Here is a 15953-nt window from a genome sequence, read left to right as displayed (position 1 = left end):
AATCACGAGGTTTCTCGACATATTTCTAAATAACTAGTAAGTTAAGGAGCGAAAAAGATGAATAACGGTATCCGCTTTTATGAAACTGGTGAGCAAGTAGAACAATACTTTTTAATAAAAACTGCGATAAAGGGAATTGCTAGCAATGGGAAACCATTTTTAACATTAGTTCTTCAAGATAAAACCGGCGATATAGAAGCAAAATTATGGGATGTAACTGAAGAAGTAGAGAAAATGTACGTGAATCAAACGATTGTTAAAATATTAGGAGATGTACAAAATTATCGTGGGAAATTGCAATTGCGCATTCGTAAAATTCGCCCACTACACCCACAAGAAGAACTACCAATTGATCAATTTATTGAAAAGGCACCAGTAGAAGCAGATGTGATGATTAGTAAAATTAACCAATGTATTTTAGAAATGACGAATTCGAAAATTCAACGTATAACAAGATTCCTAATTAAAAAATATGAAAAACCGTTTTTAGAATATCCAGCGGCAACGAAAAATCACCATGAATTTTACTCTGGTCTTGCCTATCATGTTGTGTCAATGCTTGACCTCGCAAAAGCAATTGTAAGTCTTTACCCTGAATTAGATAAAGATTTGTTATACGCTGGCGTTATTCTCCACGACTTAGGAAAGGTTTTTGAATTATCAGGGCCACTATCGGCGACATATACAATGGAAGGAACACTTCTTGGCCATATCACAATTATGGTGAATGAAATAGCGAAGGCAGCGGAGGAGTTAGAAATTACGGGTGAAGAAGTTACGGTTTTACAACATTTAGTTCTTAGTCACCATGGGAAAGCCGAATGGGGGAGTCCGAAGCCGCCGATGATTCGTGAGGCAGAAGTCCTTCACTATATTGATAATCTTGATGCAAAGATTCATATGTTAAATCGAACACTTGATAAAACGAAACCTGGTGAATTTAGTGAACGAGTTTTTGCTTTAGATAATCGTTCATTCTATAAACCTACTTTTTCAAAATGATATAGATATGAACAAGCTAGTCATAAAAAATCTCCTATTCGAATATATGTATATAAATGATAGATTTTGAAAAATAGGAGGTTTAATTATGGGGGTTCCATTTTGGATTTGGTTAGTTGTCGCAGGAATTGTAATTAGTGCATATATGACAATTCGGACAAACAGGGAAGAGAAGGAATTAGAAATAAAAGAGGCGGAACAAGAAGGAGCCATCTATTTACAACGGATGGAAGAAGAAAAACAAAAAAGAAAACAATACTCCCAAGAAGCTTAATAAAATAATCTTCAAAAGGTTGGTGTACAAAAAAGACTTCCACATTGGTTGAAAAATTGACCATGTAGGAAGTCTTTTTTGGCTAATAAGAAAGTATAAACTTTTCAATGTCTACTTTCCTAAACACTTAAGCTTACAAGAGGAAACTTTAGTAGCATACTATCAAAGCCGAAAATCCTTTTCTGTAAATAACGGCTCCTGCGCTCGGATAGTTGAGTTTTCCTTATTTCTCAAATTATTTTGCAGAACCTGTTTCAACAGGAGTGTTGAGAATATCTTTTAAATCTTTATCTTTAATTTTTACATCCGCTTTTTTAACGGCTTCATCAACTGCTTTTTGTACGATTGTTGAGTCAAGTTTCGCTTTTTTCACTTTATCTTTAAGTTCTGGCTTCATATCATCAAATGATTTCACATCTTTTTTATCTGTTATTTTTGTTACTTGAATAATATGGAAACCGTAGTCAGATTGCACAGGATTACTGATTTCATTTACTTTAAGTTTATACGCTGCTAGGACGAATGGACGAACAAGTTGATCTGGATTAAGATCGCCTAAATCTCCACCTTTTTCAGCAGTAGCTGTATCTGTTGAATATTCTTTTGCTAGTTTCGCAAAATCTTCACCCTTATCTAATTTTGCCTTTACTTCTTTTGCTTTTTCTTCATCAGCAACTAAAATATGACGGGCAGTGACTGTCTTAGATTCGATATTATATTGTTCCTTTAATTCCTCATCCGTTACTTTCACTTTTGCTTTACCTGCTTTTTCTTGTAGAAGAGAATATTCAAGTAAATCTTTTAATTGGTCTTCGTTAGATAATCCAAGTTGTGCTAGAAAACTTTGAAAATTATCTCCGTAAGCATCTTTATATTCCTTTAATGCTTTATTCACTTCTTTATCTGTCACTTTATATTTGTCAGATAATACTTTTTTGTATACAAGTTCTTTTAATGTTGCTTCCCCAGAACGTTCTTTCATTGCTTGATAAAATTCATCTTGAGTAATGTTGCCTGCGTCAGTCTCAACAACTGCTTTATCGCCATTCCCACATGCAGTTAAAGTTAGAAGACCGCAAGCTAAAGTTAAAGATAAAAGGTATTTCTTCTTCATCTAATATACAACTCCTAATCATTTGTTTTAATGCTTGTATCATTTTACCACAAAATTAACTATAACATAAATGCCAGAACAAAAAAATACTTTTTCAATGGTGTAAATATGAAACAAAAAAGGAAAATGCCTAATTTTTTATGAAAAAGTGGGTGTTTTCACTAAACAAATGACGAAATAATGACATAGGATATATTGAACTTGTTAAAGGAGGTATGACAGATGACAGTACAAAGATACAATCCATTCATATTAATTGTCGTTCTGTTTATTTTGTTGATTATTGTAGGGTGTTCCTATTTATAAAGGAAGCTGATGACTTACGATATATATGTAACATAATTTAAGTATATGTTCCTTTATCTTTTAAGCGGGTAATAAATGCAAAATGAATAAATTCCTCTATTAAAGGAGGTGTGTTTATGTCAGGAGGATATGCAGGTGCAGGTTTTGCACTAATCGTTGTATTATTTATCTTGCTCATCATCGTTGGTGCAGCGTATATTTGCTAAAAAGTATTTTGTTCATTTAAAAAAGAGGGTCATATGGAAAAAAAGTGGGCTTCCATTATTTGGAAAGCCCCTTTTGAATTTTCTTTATTTATTTCTTCTATGTAAACAAAATCTCTACATAAGAAGAAATAAGTAATATCATTGTTGCTATATTTGCTGTACGAATAATTTGATGGTGTTTTTCTTCTGGTATTTCTTTTTGAATGCAAAATCTAAACATAAGCAAATTCATGTAAAAGATAATGATTGTAGCTAAAAGAATAAAAATAAAGACCAAACAAGATCCCTCCCGTTGCGCCAAACTGAGTTTCTCTATTTCTCGAACACTACGATACATGTAGTTATAAATTAGTTGATAACGTTAATATTTCATATCCTTCATCATTTTCCTCAATAAAACACTTTGTTGGTGATTTCAATAACAACTTTAAGTAAATCATATCTCTAATACAAATCCCATTATGAAGAGAAAGCAAAAGTGTCATATAATGAACATAACTAGGAAATAAAAATATACATACTATTAATATACTATTTAAAATAAAGAAAGGCATTAATAACGCAAAGATATATTTCCATTTTACAAGTGCGACGGTGATTTTTATATTTATTAATGGGATCAACTGATAAAATCTTTTCCATCTAATTAAAAATTTCGATTTCATACTTAATAAAGTACAAACATGGATCATTTTATGAATGGGATAAATGCAAAAACTTAGTATAATAAATAAGAGAAAATCATTATCATTTAATGATTGAATATCAACAAGAAAAGAAAAAGGAATATAAAATGTAATATAGGAAGAAATAACTGTAATGATGGCTAAATGAATGACATGTAAATCTCCATAATAGTGATATAAATTAACTGATTTCCAACAATTCATGGAAAAACCTTCCTTTATCTGTAGTATAATAATAGTAATTGCTAGTACTATCAAACTAGGGAAACTTTTCAATAAATATGTTATTTTTTCATTTTATAGACGTCCCATTATCGTATATCAGTAGAAGTAATAGATAAATACCTTCATACTTTACAGCGGGATGAATAAAAAATCAATGGAATTTATATAAAAAAATTCTACTCCATTTGACAAACGTAAATAAGTGTTGTCTACTAATGCTATTAAGAAGGGAAAAGCTGGAACTTTAGCGAATATATGTTGAGGGAAAAATAATTTCTTAGTAAAGAATGAATGGTAAAAGGATGAAAACGAATGATTGAAGAAATGTGGGCACGAATTGAACGGTTAGAATATCATCAAAAGTTACTACTTGAATTAGTTGATATGGCCGAACATCCATTTACAAAATTAATAATTCGAAAAAATCTTGGACGCCAGGAAGTATCTGACTTTTTAGAACTATGTGAGAGAATGAACAATAAGCTACAAGAACAAAAAGCGGAAGGGTTTTTGAATTTTCATCCGCTCCTAAAGGAATTTGCTGAGGAACTGAACAAGAAATTGGAGGTAAAAGAAACAGTACAATCCTGTTTACAACAAAGCTTATATGTTGAATTAATGACTGAATTCAATAAATACGTATCTTAGACGACTTCTTTTTCTTTTACTTTTGTATCTTCTTTTTCCTTTTTTTCCTCATGATCTATATTTAGTTTTTCTATATCTGTATATGTTTTTTGAAATATATCCATGAAGTCATCCCCATAAATATTTCGAACAATTGTCATAAGTTCGAGAATATCAGGGTACTTCCCATAAATATCTTTTAACGGTTGTGCGCCCATTAAAATGGTATGTTTTGATGGGTCGTAGTTTTCTAATAACTCCATTACAAGTTGTTCACCTTTTTCCGTTAAGCGAATATACGTATTTCGTTTATCTTCCACTTTTTTAGAAAAAGTTAAATAGCCTCGTTCCTCTAATTTTTTTGAGAAATTGAAAGCAGTTGAGACGTGCATAACACCAAATTTGGCAATATCTGAAATGGATGCACCGTGTAAATGATAAGCAATCCATAAAATATGGTGCTCATTAATATTGAGATTGTAAGGTTTGATCCACTGTTGCCAATCCTTTTCGATGGATTTCCAAAGAGCTTTCCCTAATTGTGAAATTTTTTGAGTAAACAGAAGTGCCTCAAGTTTTGAAAGTTTTTCCATATAATCACTCACCTTCCATTAAGATTATTATTAAAGCTATGGTAAAAAAGAGAAAAGGTTTTTAAGAAGATATTATTGTTTATTGTGAAATCCATTTCAATATTCGGTGGTTTTCTCTTTCTTTACAAAATGATATGATGCATTGTTCATTGTATACAACAAAGCTTTATTGTATTATTCAAAATTCTACATGACCTTTAAAAAATCCTCTTTATTTTAGAAAAATTTTTTGTTTTTATAATATATATTTGCCGAAAAGTGAATATATTTAGTTTAATGAAATATTTTTTGCAATTTAATAATTGAAGGGGATATGAATGGAAGGTATTATCTTTGGCTTTATGGCACTTGGTTTTCTTTTGCTGTACGGTTCATTGCATTATGTATTTACAATCAGAAGGACAAAAAGCAACTATTATCAAAATAATTTACGGAAACAATTGATTGTAATTACGGCAGGTTCCGTCTTTTCTTTTAGTCTTGGGATTATTATTTTTATTTACTTTAAGTAAAAAAAGAACTTGGAAAATTAACTTCCAAGTTCTTTTTTTACCTTATGCGAATGTCATGTTACTTCTTTTCATTACTTTAGCAACGATTGGGTAGACAACTACAATAGCGATTGTGTTTAATAAAGATGTAGGAACAACGATTGTTGAAAATAATAAAGTGAAGCCACTAGGTAATCCAACAATCAATAATGCAGAACCAAGGAATATCGTTCCTGATACAATGGTGCCAATGGCTGTTAATACTGCATTACTAACAACGGAGCGGCTTTTTTTAACTACTAGGAATAAGCCATAAAATACGAAAGCCGTAATCAGTTTGTCGATGATATTTGGTATAAAACCGGCTGGGAATGTCGTTGTTAAGCCAGAAATAATACCTGTAGCAAGACCAAGAATAATGACATTTTTCTTATCTGGAAAAAGTATAATCGCCAAGAACATCATCAATAAACTGAAGTCTGGTTTCATCCCACCTGCACCGAAGCCAGGAATTATTGAATGTAGGGCTGCTCCAATCCCTACAAATAAAGCCATAATAACTAATTCTTTCGTTTTCATTACTCATCTCTCCTCTGCTATACTATACTATCTCTCTAAACAGACTCCTTTTGTGTCCTGTGACCAAAAGCGAGTTAGTTATAATCATTATAACATATGTTAAGTAGTTTTTAAAGTAAAAATTTTTAAATAATTATATATTGTTTCCGATTGTTTTTGCGATATTTTGTAAATCATCTTGAGAATAATCTTTTTCGTGAGTTTTCCATACAGCCCCAAATCCATCTCCATCTCCGTAACGAGGAATTAAATGGACGTGATAGTGGAAAACAGATTGTCCAGCAGATTCGCCATTATTGTTTAGTAAGTTAAGTCCAATGGGATTATATGCCTTTTTAATGGCATTAGCGATTTTTGGAACCACCGAAAATAATTTACTTGCTACATCTGGTGTTAATTCATAAATATTTGCTTGGTGGGTTTTTGGAATAACTAACGTATGTCCTTTTGTCACTTGTGAGATATCGAGGAAAGCCATGACATTTTCGTCTTCGTAAACTTTTGCTGATGGAATTTCGCCATTAATTATTTTACAAAAAATACAGTCACTCATTGATAATCCATCCTTTCCAATTTTCATACTGTTACCTATTTTATCATATATTAGGTTGAATGGGAAAAGATGCAAATGGTTGTAAAATATAAAGAGGCAAGGCCTATGTTCACTAACAAGTGAACACGAGCCTTGCCCGAATGAAGGGAAATTAACTGGGTTTGTTACTACTGGTTACAACAGGTTTTCAAAGACTCTTTTGCATTCAAGCTTATCATCCCCTGTTCGTCATATAATATGAGTTACTTCGGATGATCATCTTTGGCAAACACCTCATTTATTGAAGTGACTTGTGAATGCACTAGCTCTTATTCAAACGAGTAACGTATCTTTCGTAAACACCCCATTTGAAGTTGAGTTGTTTTCCCTTCGCTATTTATAATATCCACTTTACGAAAAAATCATACATTAGATAAAAAGATTTTTTTCTTTATTTGATTTTTGCTAAACTAAAGGAAGTATACATAAGGACAAGCCTTAATTGGATTGTCTATAGTCGATATTTGCAAAAAAGGATTTTGAATTGGAAAAGGAGAATTTTTTATGAACTTATTGGAGGTTAAATCACTTACGGGTGGATATACGAGAACAAATGTATTAAATAAAGTAAGCTTTGAAATTGAAAAAGGGGAGATTGTTGCGCTGATTGGTCTAAATGGTGCCGGTAAAAGTACGACGATAAAACATATTATTGGTTTAATGGAACCAAAGGAAGGAGAAATTAGGATAGATGGAAAATCAATAGCCGAAGATCGTGATGGTTATCGAAAGAAGTTTTCCTACATTCCTGAGGCTCCCGTTTTATATGAGGAGTTGACTTTGGAGGAACATTTGAAGCTAAGTGCAATGGCTTATGGAATTTCCGAATCTGAATATAAAACAAGAGTAGATACATTGCTTACCGAATTCCGTATGAAAAAACGTTTGAAATGGTTCCCATCCCATTTTTCTAAAGGGATGAAACAAAAAGTAATGATTATGTCAGCGTTTTTAGTTGAACCTGAACTATATATTATTGATGAACCTTTCGTCGGTTTAGATCCACTTGCGATTCAAAGTCTTCTACAACTTCTAAAAACGAGACAAAGGAAAGGTGCAGGTATTTTAATGTCGACTCATATTTTAGCAACGGCAGAAAAATATTGTGACCGCTTTATCATTTTACATAATGGGGAAATAAAAGCAAAAGGGACGTTAGAGGAGCTTCGAAATCAATTCCAACTAAGCAATGCAAGTTTAGACGATATTTATGTACAATTAACAAAGGATGACGCAAAAGATGAATAGTAAAAAACTTTGGAGTAGCAGGTTTCAAGAACGGCTTAAAGAAATGCTTCGCTACGGTAGGTATATGTTCAATGACCATCTTTTAATCGTTTTACTTTTTGCCCTTGGCGGTGGGGCTTTTTATTATAAAGATTGGGTTGCAACATTAGACGAAACTTTTCCAACAGCGGTGATCTTTGCAATTATCTTTTCCCTTTTATTAAGTAATGGTAATGTCATCACATTTTTAAAAGAACCAGATAAAGTTTTTTTACTTCCAGTAGAAACAGAAATGAAAAGTTATTTTATTCGTTCGTATTTTTTATCCGTCATGTGGCGCTTATACAGTACTTTCCTGATTTTCCTACTTGTCATTCCAATATATTTACAGACGATGGGAACAAATGCTAAATTACTTCATTTTTCATTATTACTCATTGGTTTACAGGCCGTAAATTTATTTACACGGTGGATGATTACTTATGACCTAGATCAAGAGAGCGTCATTTGGGATGTGTTGATTCGTCATTTATTAAATGGTGTTATCGTGTTCTTTTTCATCAGCGGAAGATTTTCTTTATTTTTCATTATTTTCGGCCTGTTTGTTCTTTACACGCTTTATTTTCATGTTAAGCTTAAAAAACGCGGGATTCCATGGGAACGTTTAATTGATTATGAAGAGCGAAGAATGGCCTTTTTTTATCGAATAGCAAATTTATTTACCGATGTTCCTCAATTACGAAACCGTGTAAAAAGAAGAAAATGGGCGGATATGTTTATGAGAACGGGAAATGTACAACAAAATCAAACATATGCTTTCCTTTTTGTTCGTTCATTCTTTAGAAGTGGCGATTACTTTGGACTTTTTATGAGGTTAACGATCATTGCGGCATTATTTATTTGGGGTCTTGACGGCTCTTATGTTGCGTTTGCTATTGCTCTTCTTTTTATTTATTTAACCGGTTTTCAATTAATAAGCCTTTGGAAACATTACGATGCAGTTATTTGGACAGAATTGTACCCAGTGAATGAAGAAGCTAAGAAACAATCGTTTTTAAAATTAATGTTAAATGTATTGTGGACGCAAAACTTAATTTTTGTTTTAAGTTTTATTACTTCTCTAGATTTTCAAAAAGGTCTTCTTCTATTTATCGTATTAACTTTATTTTGCTATTTGTTTGTATTTGTCTATTGCAAAAGACAAATTGAAAAGTGGAATGAACTCACATAAGGGGTTGTCTAAAAATGAATTATGAAGAGAAAGCATATGATGAATTATTAGATTGGCAAAGGGCGATTCGAAAAAAAGGCAATATTTTTAACCGATTATCAAAGCAAGCACAAAATAAAGTGAATCAATGGATTCCTGAAAAATTTCACACAATGATGACTGAAGCAATTAAAACAATGGTAAAATCAGCCTTAACTGGTACAAATCTTATGAGTAAAAATGATTTCATTAAAACGTTCACGTTAGAGGAAAAAGAAACCTTAATTAAGGAACAATTGGATAAATACCGAAAAACGGCGACAGTAGAAGGAGCAGGTACGGGAGCGGGTGGCTTATTCCTTGGACTAGCCGATTTTCCGCTTTTATTATCCATTAAATTAAAGTTTCTTTATGATGTTGCGAAAATTTATCAATATGATGTAAGTAAGTATGAGGAACGGATTTTTTTACTTCTCGTTTTTCAACTCGCTTTTTCTAGTGATGATAAACGAATTGAAACCTTACAGCTAATTGAAAATTGGGAGCAGGAAAAAGGACGGCTCATTGATATTGATTGGAAAACATTTCAACAGGAGTATAGAGACTATATTGATTTAGTAAAAATGCTACAATTATTGCCAGGGATTGGAGCGGCAGTAGGGGCGTATGCCAATTATAAATTATTGGATCAATTAGGAGAAACGGCAATATATGCTTATCGAATGCGGTACTTTAATGGATTAAGGAATATAGCGGTCGACTAATGGTGCTTTTAAAAAATCTAAAAAACTTTTTATGAATGTTGATAGAACATGATAATTGGCTGTCAAAAGTCAACATAAGACTTTTTGGCAGCCTTTTTCTTTCGTTCAAAATTGCTCTTGATATTTTATGGCGCAAGTAAGTAATGTGTTTGCAGCAACACGCATACTTTCCTCATTAATATTAAATTTTGGATGATGATGTGGGTAAGCTGTCTTGGGTTCCTTCTGGTTTTGCACCAGTGAAGAAAAACGTTCCTTTTACATGCTGTAAATAAGAAGCAAAATCTTCACCAACCGTACTTTTTTCTATTTCAACGACTTTATCAACCCCTGGTACCGTTTTTGCATAATGAGCAAGGAAATCCGTCTCTTTTTTGTGGTTTATGACAGTAGGATAACCACGTTCATAATTGTAGAAATAAGTGCAGTCATTCGTAAAACACGTCCCTATTACAGCCTTTTCAATATCTTTTTCAATTTGTTCTCGGATGCTTTCGTCACATGTTCGTACGGTCCCAGTCAATTCAACAGTATCTGCAATAATATTAAAGGCATCTCCACCATGTATTTCCCCAATGTAACTACCGCCGACTGGAGTAGATCGACAAAACGACTGACAATTTGTTATAAGTTCACGATTAGTTGGCTAGCTGTAACAATCGGATCTCTTGATGTATGAGTGTTTGATTTAACTAATCCTCTTTTTCATCTGTACCGATGGCATATTCTTTTAAATAAGATTCCCCAGCATACATTGTTCTTTTATTTACTTCAATCGACCGTTTTTCTTCATTCGGTACAGCAAATCCCTCCATGTTTTTCCACAATTCATATGATTTTTTATCAATCCAACAAGATATAATGAGATAGGTATCACATTTTATTGGTCGTAAAATTCGCAATGCTAAAAATCCTGTAGCATTATCTAATTTCCGAGGACGCTTGCTTAATTCATGTTCAAAAACTTTTTGATCTTCCTCTCTTACAGGAAGATAATGAAAAACAGCAAATCCTTTTACTGGAAAATCCCCGACTGATTCAATAAGTTGATACTTTCTTGGAACTTGGAAAACTGTTTTTCCGCTCGTTTCATGATAGAGTAAAGAATGTCCAGAGCCGAATAATAGAGCCATCTGTTCTTTATTATATTTTTGGACTAATTTTAACAAAAAGTCTCCAGTTCCCGTTGTAATATATGCATTCATTACATACACCTCGCTTTTTCAGCAGAATATTATTTAATACAGATATGGAAATGGTATGTTTTTAGTAATATTGTAACATTTTATAAAAATACCAGTCAGATTTCCAATGATAAATCCTTTTTCTCAACATAATAGGAAGTAAGACACTTACAGAACGAATGTAGTAATGAATATAAAAGTTAAGTGGTAGACCCCTTGGTAGCGGGCTAAACTTGGGACATATACTCACAGATAGAAAGCTTCCTTTATAATGATTTTAAAGAGACAAAATTAAAATGGCAAATTTATGACATTTAAAGCTTATGTATATACATATTGTATCAAAACATGTATAGTAAAGAAGAAAGCTTAATTAAAATAATTCTAATATGATAACAGAACTATATTTTTTCAATATCTAATATAATTGAGAATTCCTATAAGAAAGATAGCAATGAATAAGAATAAGTAAAAATAGAACTTTTTCACTTTTTTCCTGTAATCAAAATAAGGACTAGCAAAAATGATATGAAGGGTGATTTTTATTTATGTCTACATTACTGAATGATACTTTTTTAAGAGCAGCGAGGGGCGAGGTAACTGATCATATTCCCGTCTGGTACATGCGGCAAGCTGGTCGTTCACAGCCAGAGTATCGAAAATTAAAAGAAAAATATTCTCTATTTGAAATTACTCATCAACCAGAACTGTGCGCCTATGTGACAAGATTACCAGTAGAACAATATGGTGTTGATGCAGCTATTTTATATAAAGATATTATGACACCATTACCAGCAATTGGAGTAGATGTTGAAATTAAAGCTGGAATCGGTCCAGTTATTGATCAGCCTATTCGTACATATAAAGATGTTGAAAACTTGGGGGAAATTGATCCCGAAAATGATGTTCCATATGTTCTTGATACAATCCGTCTATTAACAACGGATCAATTAACTGTGCCGTTAATTGGTTTCGCTGGGGCTCCTTTCACATTAGCAAGCTATATGATTGAGGGAGGGCCATCAAAAAACTATCATAAAACGAAAGCATTTATGTATGCTGAACCAGATAGTTGGTTTTTATTAATGGAAAAACTTGCGAACATGACAATTGATTATGTCAAAGCACAAATACGTGCGGGTGTCAGTGCAATTCAAATTTTTGATTCATGGGTTGGCGCATTAAACGTTCAAGATTACCAAAAATTTATTAAACCGACAATGAACCGGATTTTCTCGGAGTTACGAGAAGAAAATATCCCTTTAATTATTTTTGGAGTGGGTGCTAGCCACCTACTCCACGAATGGAATGACCTCCCAGTTGATGTTATTGGTTTAGACTGGCGAATGGAAATTAAAGATGCACGGGCAAAAGGGATTACAAAGACACTACAAGGTAATCTTGATCCATCTTTATTATTAGCTCCGTGGGAAGTAATTGAGGAACGAGTAAGTGCAATTTTAAAGCAGGGTGTAGCTCAACCAGGTTATATATTTAATTTAGGTCATGGGATTTTTCCAGAAATAAAGCCGGAAACGTTGCAACGTCTAACAAACTATATCCATGAGTTTGAATATTAATACGAAATCGAAATTAGATATAGCTCCCTTGGTTAAACTAAACGTGAGGTGAAAGAGAATGAGTAAGAAAAAAATGGGACTTCTTGTGATGGCATATGGAACCCCTTATACTGAGGATGATATTGAACCATATTATACACATATTAGACATGGTAGAAGACCAACTGATGAACTAATTGAAGATTTAAAGAGTCGCTATAAAGCAATTGGTGGAATTTCTCCGTTAGCTGAGATAACGAAAGCACAAGCAGAAAAATTAACATCTCATTTAAATAAAGTTCAAGATCAGATTGAATTCGAATTATTTATTGGTTTGAAACATATTCATCCGTTTATTGAGGATGCTGTAAAAGATATGCATAATGCTGGGATTACTGAAGCAATTAGTATTGTTCTTGCTCCACACTATTCAACATTAAGTATTAAAGGGTACAATGACCGTGTACAAAAAACAGCAGAACAACTTGGTGGTTTGAAAATTGATTCTGTAGATCATTGGTACGATGAGCCGAAGTTTATTGAATACTGGGTTCAACAACTACAAGCGATGTTTGAAAAAATGGAAGAGGAAGAAAGAAACAATTCAATGGTTGTATTCTCAGCGCATAGTTTACCTGAGAAAATACTTAAGGCTCACGATCCATATCCAGATCAATTAGCTACAACTGCAAAATTAATTGCTGATGGAGCTGGGATTAAAGAATATGCGATTGGTTGGCAAAGTGCTGGACAAACACCAGAGCCATGGCTCGGACCGGATGTTCAAGATTTGACAAGAGATTTACATAAGAAAAAAGCGTATAAGGCGTTTATTTATTGCCCAGTTGGATTTGTTTCTGAACATTTAGAAGTGTTATTTGATAATGATACGGAATGTCAAATTGTTTGTGAAGAAGTAGGAGCAAATTATTATCGTCCAGCCATGCCTAATGATCATGATTTATTCATTGAAGCATTAGGTGATGTTGTCTTAAAGAGATTAAAGAACTAACAAATAAATATAGAAAATAAAAAGCTGTCTCATCATACTAGGTATGTACACCTAATGATGGGGCAGCTTTTCTATTGCTATATTCATTCAATTAACATCGTTCGAAATGACTAAATCAAGTATGTTATTTTATATCTTTAATTCCGATGCACTTATAGCAAGTATTGCCATAGCATTCATGCTGTTCTTCAATTTCTTCTCCACAATTTTGACAGAATTTAGCAGGAAGGTTTTGGAAAAATTCAAGAATACTTAAAATCATCTAAATCGCCCCTCTTTTTTAAATTTGTACTTATATTGTATTATAACAAAATGATAATTGCAACCCTGTATTAAAACAAAATTAATATTTTTTAAATGATACAAGTAGCTACGATAAGAAAAACAAAATGTGTAAAGTCTCACGTTAGGCATTTCGTAATAAAATGTAGTATAGTAATTTTTGGGAATACTGTATAGAAATACAGTAGGGAGGAAGGTAAATGAAACTTACAATTATTGGTCCATGGGGTGGTTTTCCGAAAGTGAACGAGGCGAGTGCAGGATATTTATTGGAACATGACGGATTTCATCTCCTTATTGATTGTGGCAGTGCTATATTATCAAAATTGCAACAATTTATAAAACCAGCAAATCTTGATGCGTGTATAATAAGTCATTATCATCCTGATCACAATGCAGATATTGGTGTATTACAACACGCTTTACTAATTGATATGTATGTAACAGGCGAGAAAAAAACATTGCCAATATATGGTCATAATCTCGATCAAACCTCGTTTGAGGAGCTTACTTATAAGGATCAAACAATTGGAATTGCCTATAATCCGGAACAGTTATTACAAATTGGTCCCTTTTCGATCAAGTTTTTACGGACAAAGCATTCGGTTCCATGTTTTGCCTTTCGCATTGAAGCAGACGGTAAATCTCTTGTTTTTACTGCCGATAGTGCATACCAAGATGCTTTTATTGAGTTTGCGAAAGGAACAGATCTACTTTTATCTGAATGTAATTTTTATGGTAATATGGATGCGAGCAATGCTGGACATATGAATAGTTATGATGTGGCAAAACTTGCAAAAGCGGCAGAAGTGAAAAAACTAATTTTAACGCATTTACCACACTTTGGAAATTTACAGCAACTAATTTATGAAGTAGGCGAGTATTATAAAGGGCCGGTCCAATTGGCTGAATTAGGGGATATATGGACGATATAATAGGAGGAGTAGAAACATGCTATATGTTGATAACAAAGGAATTCATAATCCACAAATAAACCTAGCGATTGAAGAATACATATTAAAAAATCTTGATATTAATGAGTCCTATTTACTATTTTATGTGAATGAACCTTCCATTATTATTGGTAGAAATCAAAATACGATTGAAGAAATTAATACAGAATATGTAGAAGCGAATCATATTAAAGTAGTCCGCAGAATGAGTGGCGGGGGTGCCGTTTATCATGATCTCGGCAATTTAAACTATAGCTTCATTACAAAGGATGAAGGAAATAGTATTCAAGGTAATTTTAAAAAGTTTACGAAACCAGTTATTGATGCATTGCGAAAATTAGGGGCTAATGCAGATTTAATGGGAAGAAACGATATTGAAATTGATGGTCGTAAAGTCTCTGGTACAGCTCAATACGCAACAGGCGGTAGAATGTATACACACGGTACGCTCATGCTTAATTCCGATTTAGATCATGTGTCAAAAGCGTTAAAACCGAAAAAGGAAAAAATTGAATCAAAAGGCGTTAAATCGGTTCGCGCTCGGGTTGGAAATATATCAGAGTTCATTGATCAGCAAATGACTGTAGAAGAATTTAAGCAATTTATTTTAAAGAGTGTTTTTGAAGCAGAAGGTAGCGAAATAAAAGAATATGTATTGACAGAAGAAGATTGGAAAAATATTGAAGAATTATCCAAAACTAAATATCAAACGTGGGAATGGAACTATGGAAAAAGTCCAAAATCGAATATTGAGAATTCAAAACGATTCCCAATCGGAACAATTGATGTTCGTCTAGATGTAGCACAAGGAATAATTGAAAACGTGAAAATTTTCGGTGACTTCTTTGGTTGGGGAGATGTAGCAGAAATTGAAAATAAATTAACCGGTGTTCGTTATGAAAAATCTGAACTAGAAGAAGCCTTAAAAGATGTTGATATAAAGCACTACTTTGGTAATATCGAAAAAGAAGATTTTATTAACTTAATTTATTAAATAAATGATAAGTCCACTTTCATAAGGTGGGCTTTTTCTAATTTTCTTCAACTGATAGATTACTTCGCCTTAA

At 32.8% G+C, this 15953-nt stretch carries 22 protein-coding genes; 13 read left to right on the top strand and 9 right to left on the bottom strand.

The window, feature by feature from the left end; all coding sequences use genetic code 11:
• Positions 1–57 precede the first annotated feature (57 nt).
• Both yhaM and BN2144_RS17920 read left to right on the top strand, forming a co-directional pair.
• Positions 58–1002 carry a 3'-5' exoribonuclease YhaM gene (gene yhaM / locus BN2144_RS17925; RefSeq protein ID WP_033829585.1) on the top strand — a complete coding sequence of 315 codons (945 nt, stop codon included), beginning with the start codon at positions 58–60 and terminating at the stop codon, positions 1000–1002.
• A gap of 88 nt (positions 1003–1090) precedes the next feature.
• Positions 1091–1276 (top strand): sporulation YhaL family protein, encoded by a 186-nt coding sequence (locus tag BN2144_RS17920; protein WP_033829584.1) that lies wholly within the window; start codon positions 1091–1093, stop codon positions 1274–1276.
• Between the two features lie 235 nt (positions 1277–1511).
• On the opposite strand, the gene BN2144_RS17915 is transcribed toward BN2144_RS17920, so the two are convergent.
• The gene (locus BN2144_RS17915; RefSeq protein WP_033829583.1) at positions 1512–2390 is read right to left on the bottom strand and encodes a peptidylprolyl isomerase; all 879 of its coding nucleotides are present in this window, start codon (positions 2388–2390) and stop codon (positions 1512–1514) included.
• 222 nt (positions 2391–2612) lie between these two features.
• Here BN2144_RS17915 and BN2144_RS19380 point away from each other — a divergent pair, with 222 nt between their 5' ends.
• Positions 2613–2696, top strand: coding sequence for a YjcZ family sporulation protein (locus tag BN2144_RS19380; RefSeq protein WP_075047858.1), 84 nt, complete (start codon positions 2613–2615; stop codon positions 2694–2696).
• A 116-nt stretch (positions 2697–2812) separates the two neighbouring features.
• Positions 2813–2902, top strand: a complete 90-nt coding sequence (locus tag BN2144_RS19375; RefSeq protein WP_033829582.1) for a YjcZ family sporulation protein — start codon at positions 2813–2815, stop codon at positions 2900–2902.
• A gap of 97 nt (positions 2903–2999) precedes the next feature.
• On the opposite strand, the gene BN2144_RS17910 is transcribed toward BN2144_RS19375, so the two are convergent.
• Together BN2144_RS17910 and BN2144_RS17905 are read right to left on the bottom strand one after the other, a co-directional pair.
• A complete protein-coding gene (locus BN2144_RS17910; RefSeq protein ID WP_033829581.1) occupies positions 3000–3179 on the bottom strand; it encodes a hypothetical protein in 180 nt (59 codons plus the stop codon).
• A 64-nt stretch (positions 3180–3243) separates the two neighbouring features.
• Positions 3244–3792, bottom strand: coding sequence for a DUF3267 domain-containing protein (locus BN2144_RS17905; protein ID WP_033829580.1), 549 nt, complete (start codon positions 3790–3792; stop codon positions 3244–3246).
• Positions 3793–4125: 333 nt separating this feature from the next.
• Here BN2144_RS17905 and BN2144_RS17900 point away from each other — a divergent pair, with 333 nt between their 5' ends.
• Positions 4126–4461, top strand: a complete 336-nt coding sequence (locus BN2144_RS17900) for a DUF1878 family protein (protein ID WP_082195277.1) — start codon at positions 4126–4128, stop codon at positions 4459–4461.
• Here BN2144_RS17900 and BN2144_RS17895 read toward each other — a convergent pair.
• A complete protein-coding gene (locus BN2144_RS17895; RefSeq protein ID WP_033829579.1) occupies positions 4458–5033 on the bottom strand; it encodes an HTH-type transcriptional regulator Hpr in 576 nt (191 codons plus the stop codon). The genes BN2144_RS17900 and BN2144_RS17895 overlap by 4 nt on opposite strands.
• A 317-nt stretch (positions 5034–5350) precedes the next feature.
• On the opposite strand from BN2144_RS17895, the gene BN2144_RS17890 reads away from it, so the two are divergent.
• Complete coding sequence (locus tag BN2144_RS17890; protein ID WP_033829578.1) at positions 5351–5545, top strand: membrane protein YhzF; 195 nt, start codon at positions 5351–5353, stop codon at positions 5543–5545.
• Positions 5546–5587: 42 nt separating this feature from the next.
• Here the strand turns inward: BN2144_RS17890 and BN2144_RS17885 are convergent, their stop codons facing one another.
• Both BN2144_RS17885 and BN2144_RS17880 read right to left on the bottom strand, forming a co-directional pair.
• Positions 5588–6103, bottom strand: coding sequence for a tryptophan transporter (locus BN2144_RS17885; RefSeq protein ID WP_033829577.1), 516 nt, complete (start codon positions 6101–6103; stop codon positions 5588–5590).
• A gap of 133 nt (positions 6104–6236) precedes the next feature.
• On the bottom strand, positions 6237–6656 hold the full coding sequence (locus tag BN2144_RS17880; protein ID WP_033829766.1) for an HIT family protein: 420 nt from the start codon (positions 6654–6656) through the stop codon (positions 6237–6239).
• A gap of 543 nt (positions 6657–7199) precedes the next feature.
• Between BN2144_RS17880 and BN2144_RS17875 the strand changes: the two genes are divergently transcribed.
• The 3 genes from BN2144_RS17875 to BN2144_RS17865 are packed head-to-tail and all read left to right on the top strand — an operon-like array spanning position 7200 to position 9896.
• Positions 7200–7943, top strand: coding sequence for an ABC transporter ATP-binding protein (locus BN2144_RS17875; protein ID WP_033829576.1), 744 nt, complete (start codon positions 7200–7202; stop codon positions 7941–7943).
• Complete coding sequence (locus BN2144_RS17870; protein ID WP_033829575.1) at positions 7936–9153, top strand: ABC transporter permease; 1218 nt, start codon at positions 7936–7938, stop codon at positions 9151–9153. The genes BN2144_RS17875 and BN2144_RS17870 overlap by 8 nt, the downstream gene beginning before the upstream one ends.
• Before the next feature lie 14 nt (positions 9154–9167).
• Positions 9168–9896, top strand: coding sequence for an EcsC family protein (locus BN2144_RS17865; RefSeq protein ID WP_033829574.1), 729 nt, complete (start codon positions 9168–9170; stop codon positions 9894–9896).
• A gap of 181 nt (positions 9897–10077) precedes the next feature.
• On the opposite strand, the gene BN2144_RS17860 is transcribed toward BN2144_RS17865, so the two are convergent.
• Complete coding sequence (locus tag BN2144_RS17860) at positions 10078–10464, bottom strand: M20/M25/M40 family metallo-hydrolase (protein ID WP_268258050.1); 387 nt, start codon at positions 10462–10464, stop codon at positions 10078–10080.
• A 124-nt stretch (positions 10465–10588) separates the two neighbouring features.
• Entirely contained in the window at positions 10589–11101 is a 513-nt protein-coding gene (locus tag BN2144_RS17855; RefSeq protein WP_033829573.1) for an antibiotic biosynthesis monooxygenase family protein, read from the bottom strand.
• 527 nt (positions 11102–11628) lie between these two features.
• On the opposite strand from BN2144_RS17855, the gene hemE reads away from it, so the two are divergent.
• Positions 11629–12660 carry a uroporphyrinogen decarboxylase gene (gene hemE / locus BN2144_RS17850; RefSeq protein ID WP_033829572.1) on the top strand — a complete coding sequence of 344 codons (1032 nt, stop codon included), beginning with the start codon at positions 11629–11631 and terminating at the stop codon, positions 12658–12660.
• A 58-nt stretch (positions 12661–12718) separates the two neighbouring features.
• Positions 12719–13651, top strand: coding sequence for a ferrochelatase (gene hemH, locus BN2144_RS17845; protein ID WP_033829571.1), 933 nt, complete (start codon positions 12719–12721; stop codon positions 13649–13651).
• Between the two features lie 124 nt (positions 13652–13775).
• Here the strand turns inward: hemH and yhfH are convergent, their stop codons facing one another.
• Positions 13776–13913 carry a protein YhfH gene (gene yhfH / locus BN2144_RS19370; RefSeq protein WP_075047857.1) on the bottom strand — a complete coding sequence of 46 codons (138 nt, stop codon included), beginning with the start codon at positions 13911–13913 and terminating at the stop codon, positions 13776–13778.
• A 220-nt stretch (positions 13914–14133) separates the two neighbouring features.
• On the opposite strand from yhfH, the gene BN2144_RS17840 reads away from it, so the two are divergent.
• Positions 14134–14868, top strand: coding sequence for an MBL fold metallo-hydrolase (locus tag BN2144_RS17840; RefSeq protein WP_033829570.1), 735 nt, complete (start codon positions 14134–14136; stop codon positions 14866–14868).
• A 16-nt stretch (positions 14869–14884) separates the two neighbouring features.
• Positions 14885–15880, top strand: a complete 996-nt coding sequence (locus BN2144_RS17835) for a lipoate--protein ligase (RefSeq protein ID WP_033829569.1) — start codon at positions 14885–14887, stop codon at positions 15878–15880.
• Positions 15881–15953: the final 73 nt, after the last annotated feature.

The sequence above is a fragment of the Bacillus andreraoultii genome (genome assembly GCF_001244735.1).
Classification (GTDB): domain Bacteria; phylum Bacillota; class Bacilli; order Bacillales; family Caldibacillaceae; genus Caldifermentibacillus; species Caldifermentibacillus andreraoultii.
Note: the sequence above shows the minus strand (reverse complement) of the source record. Positions and strands in the feature narration are given on the sequence as shown.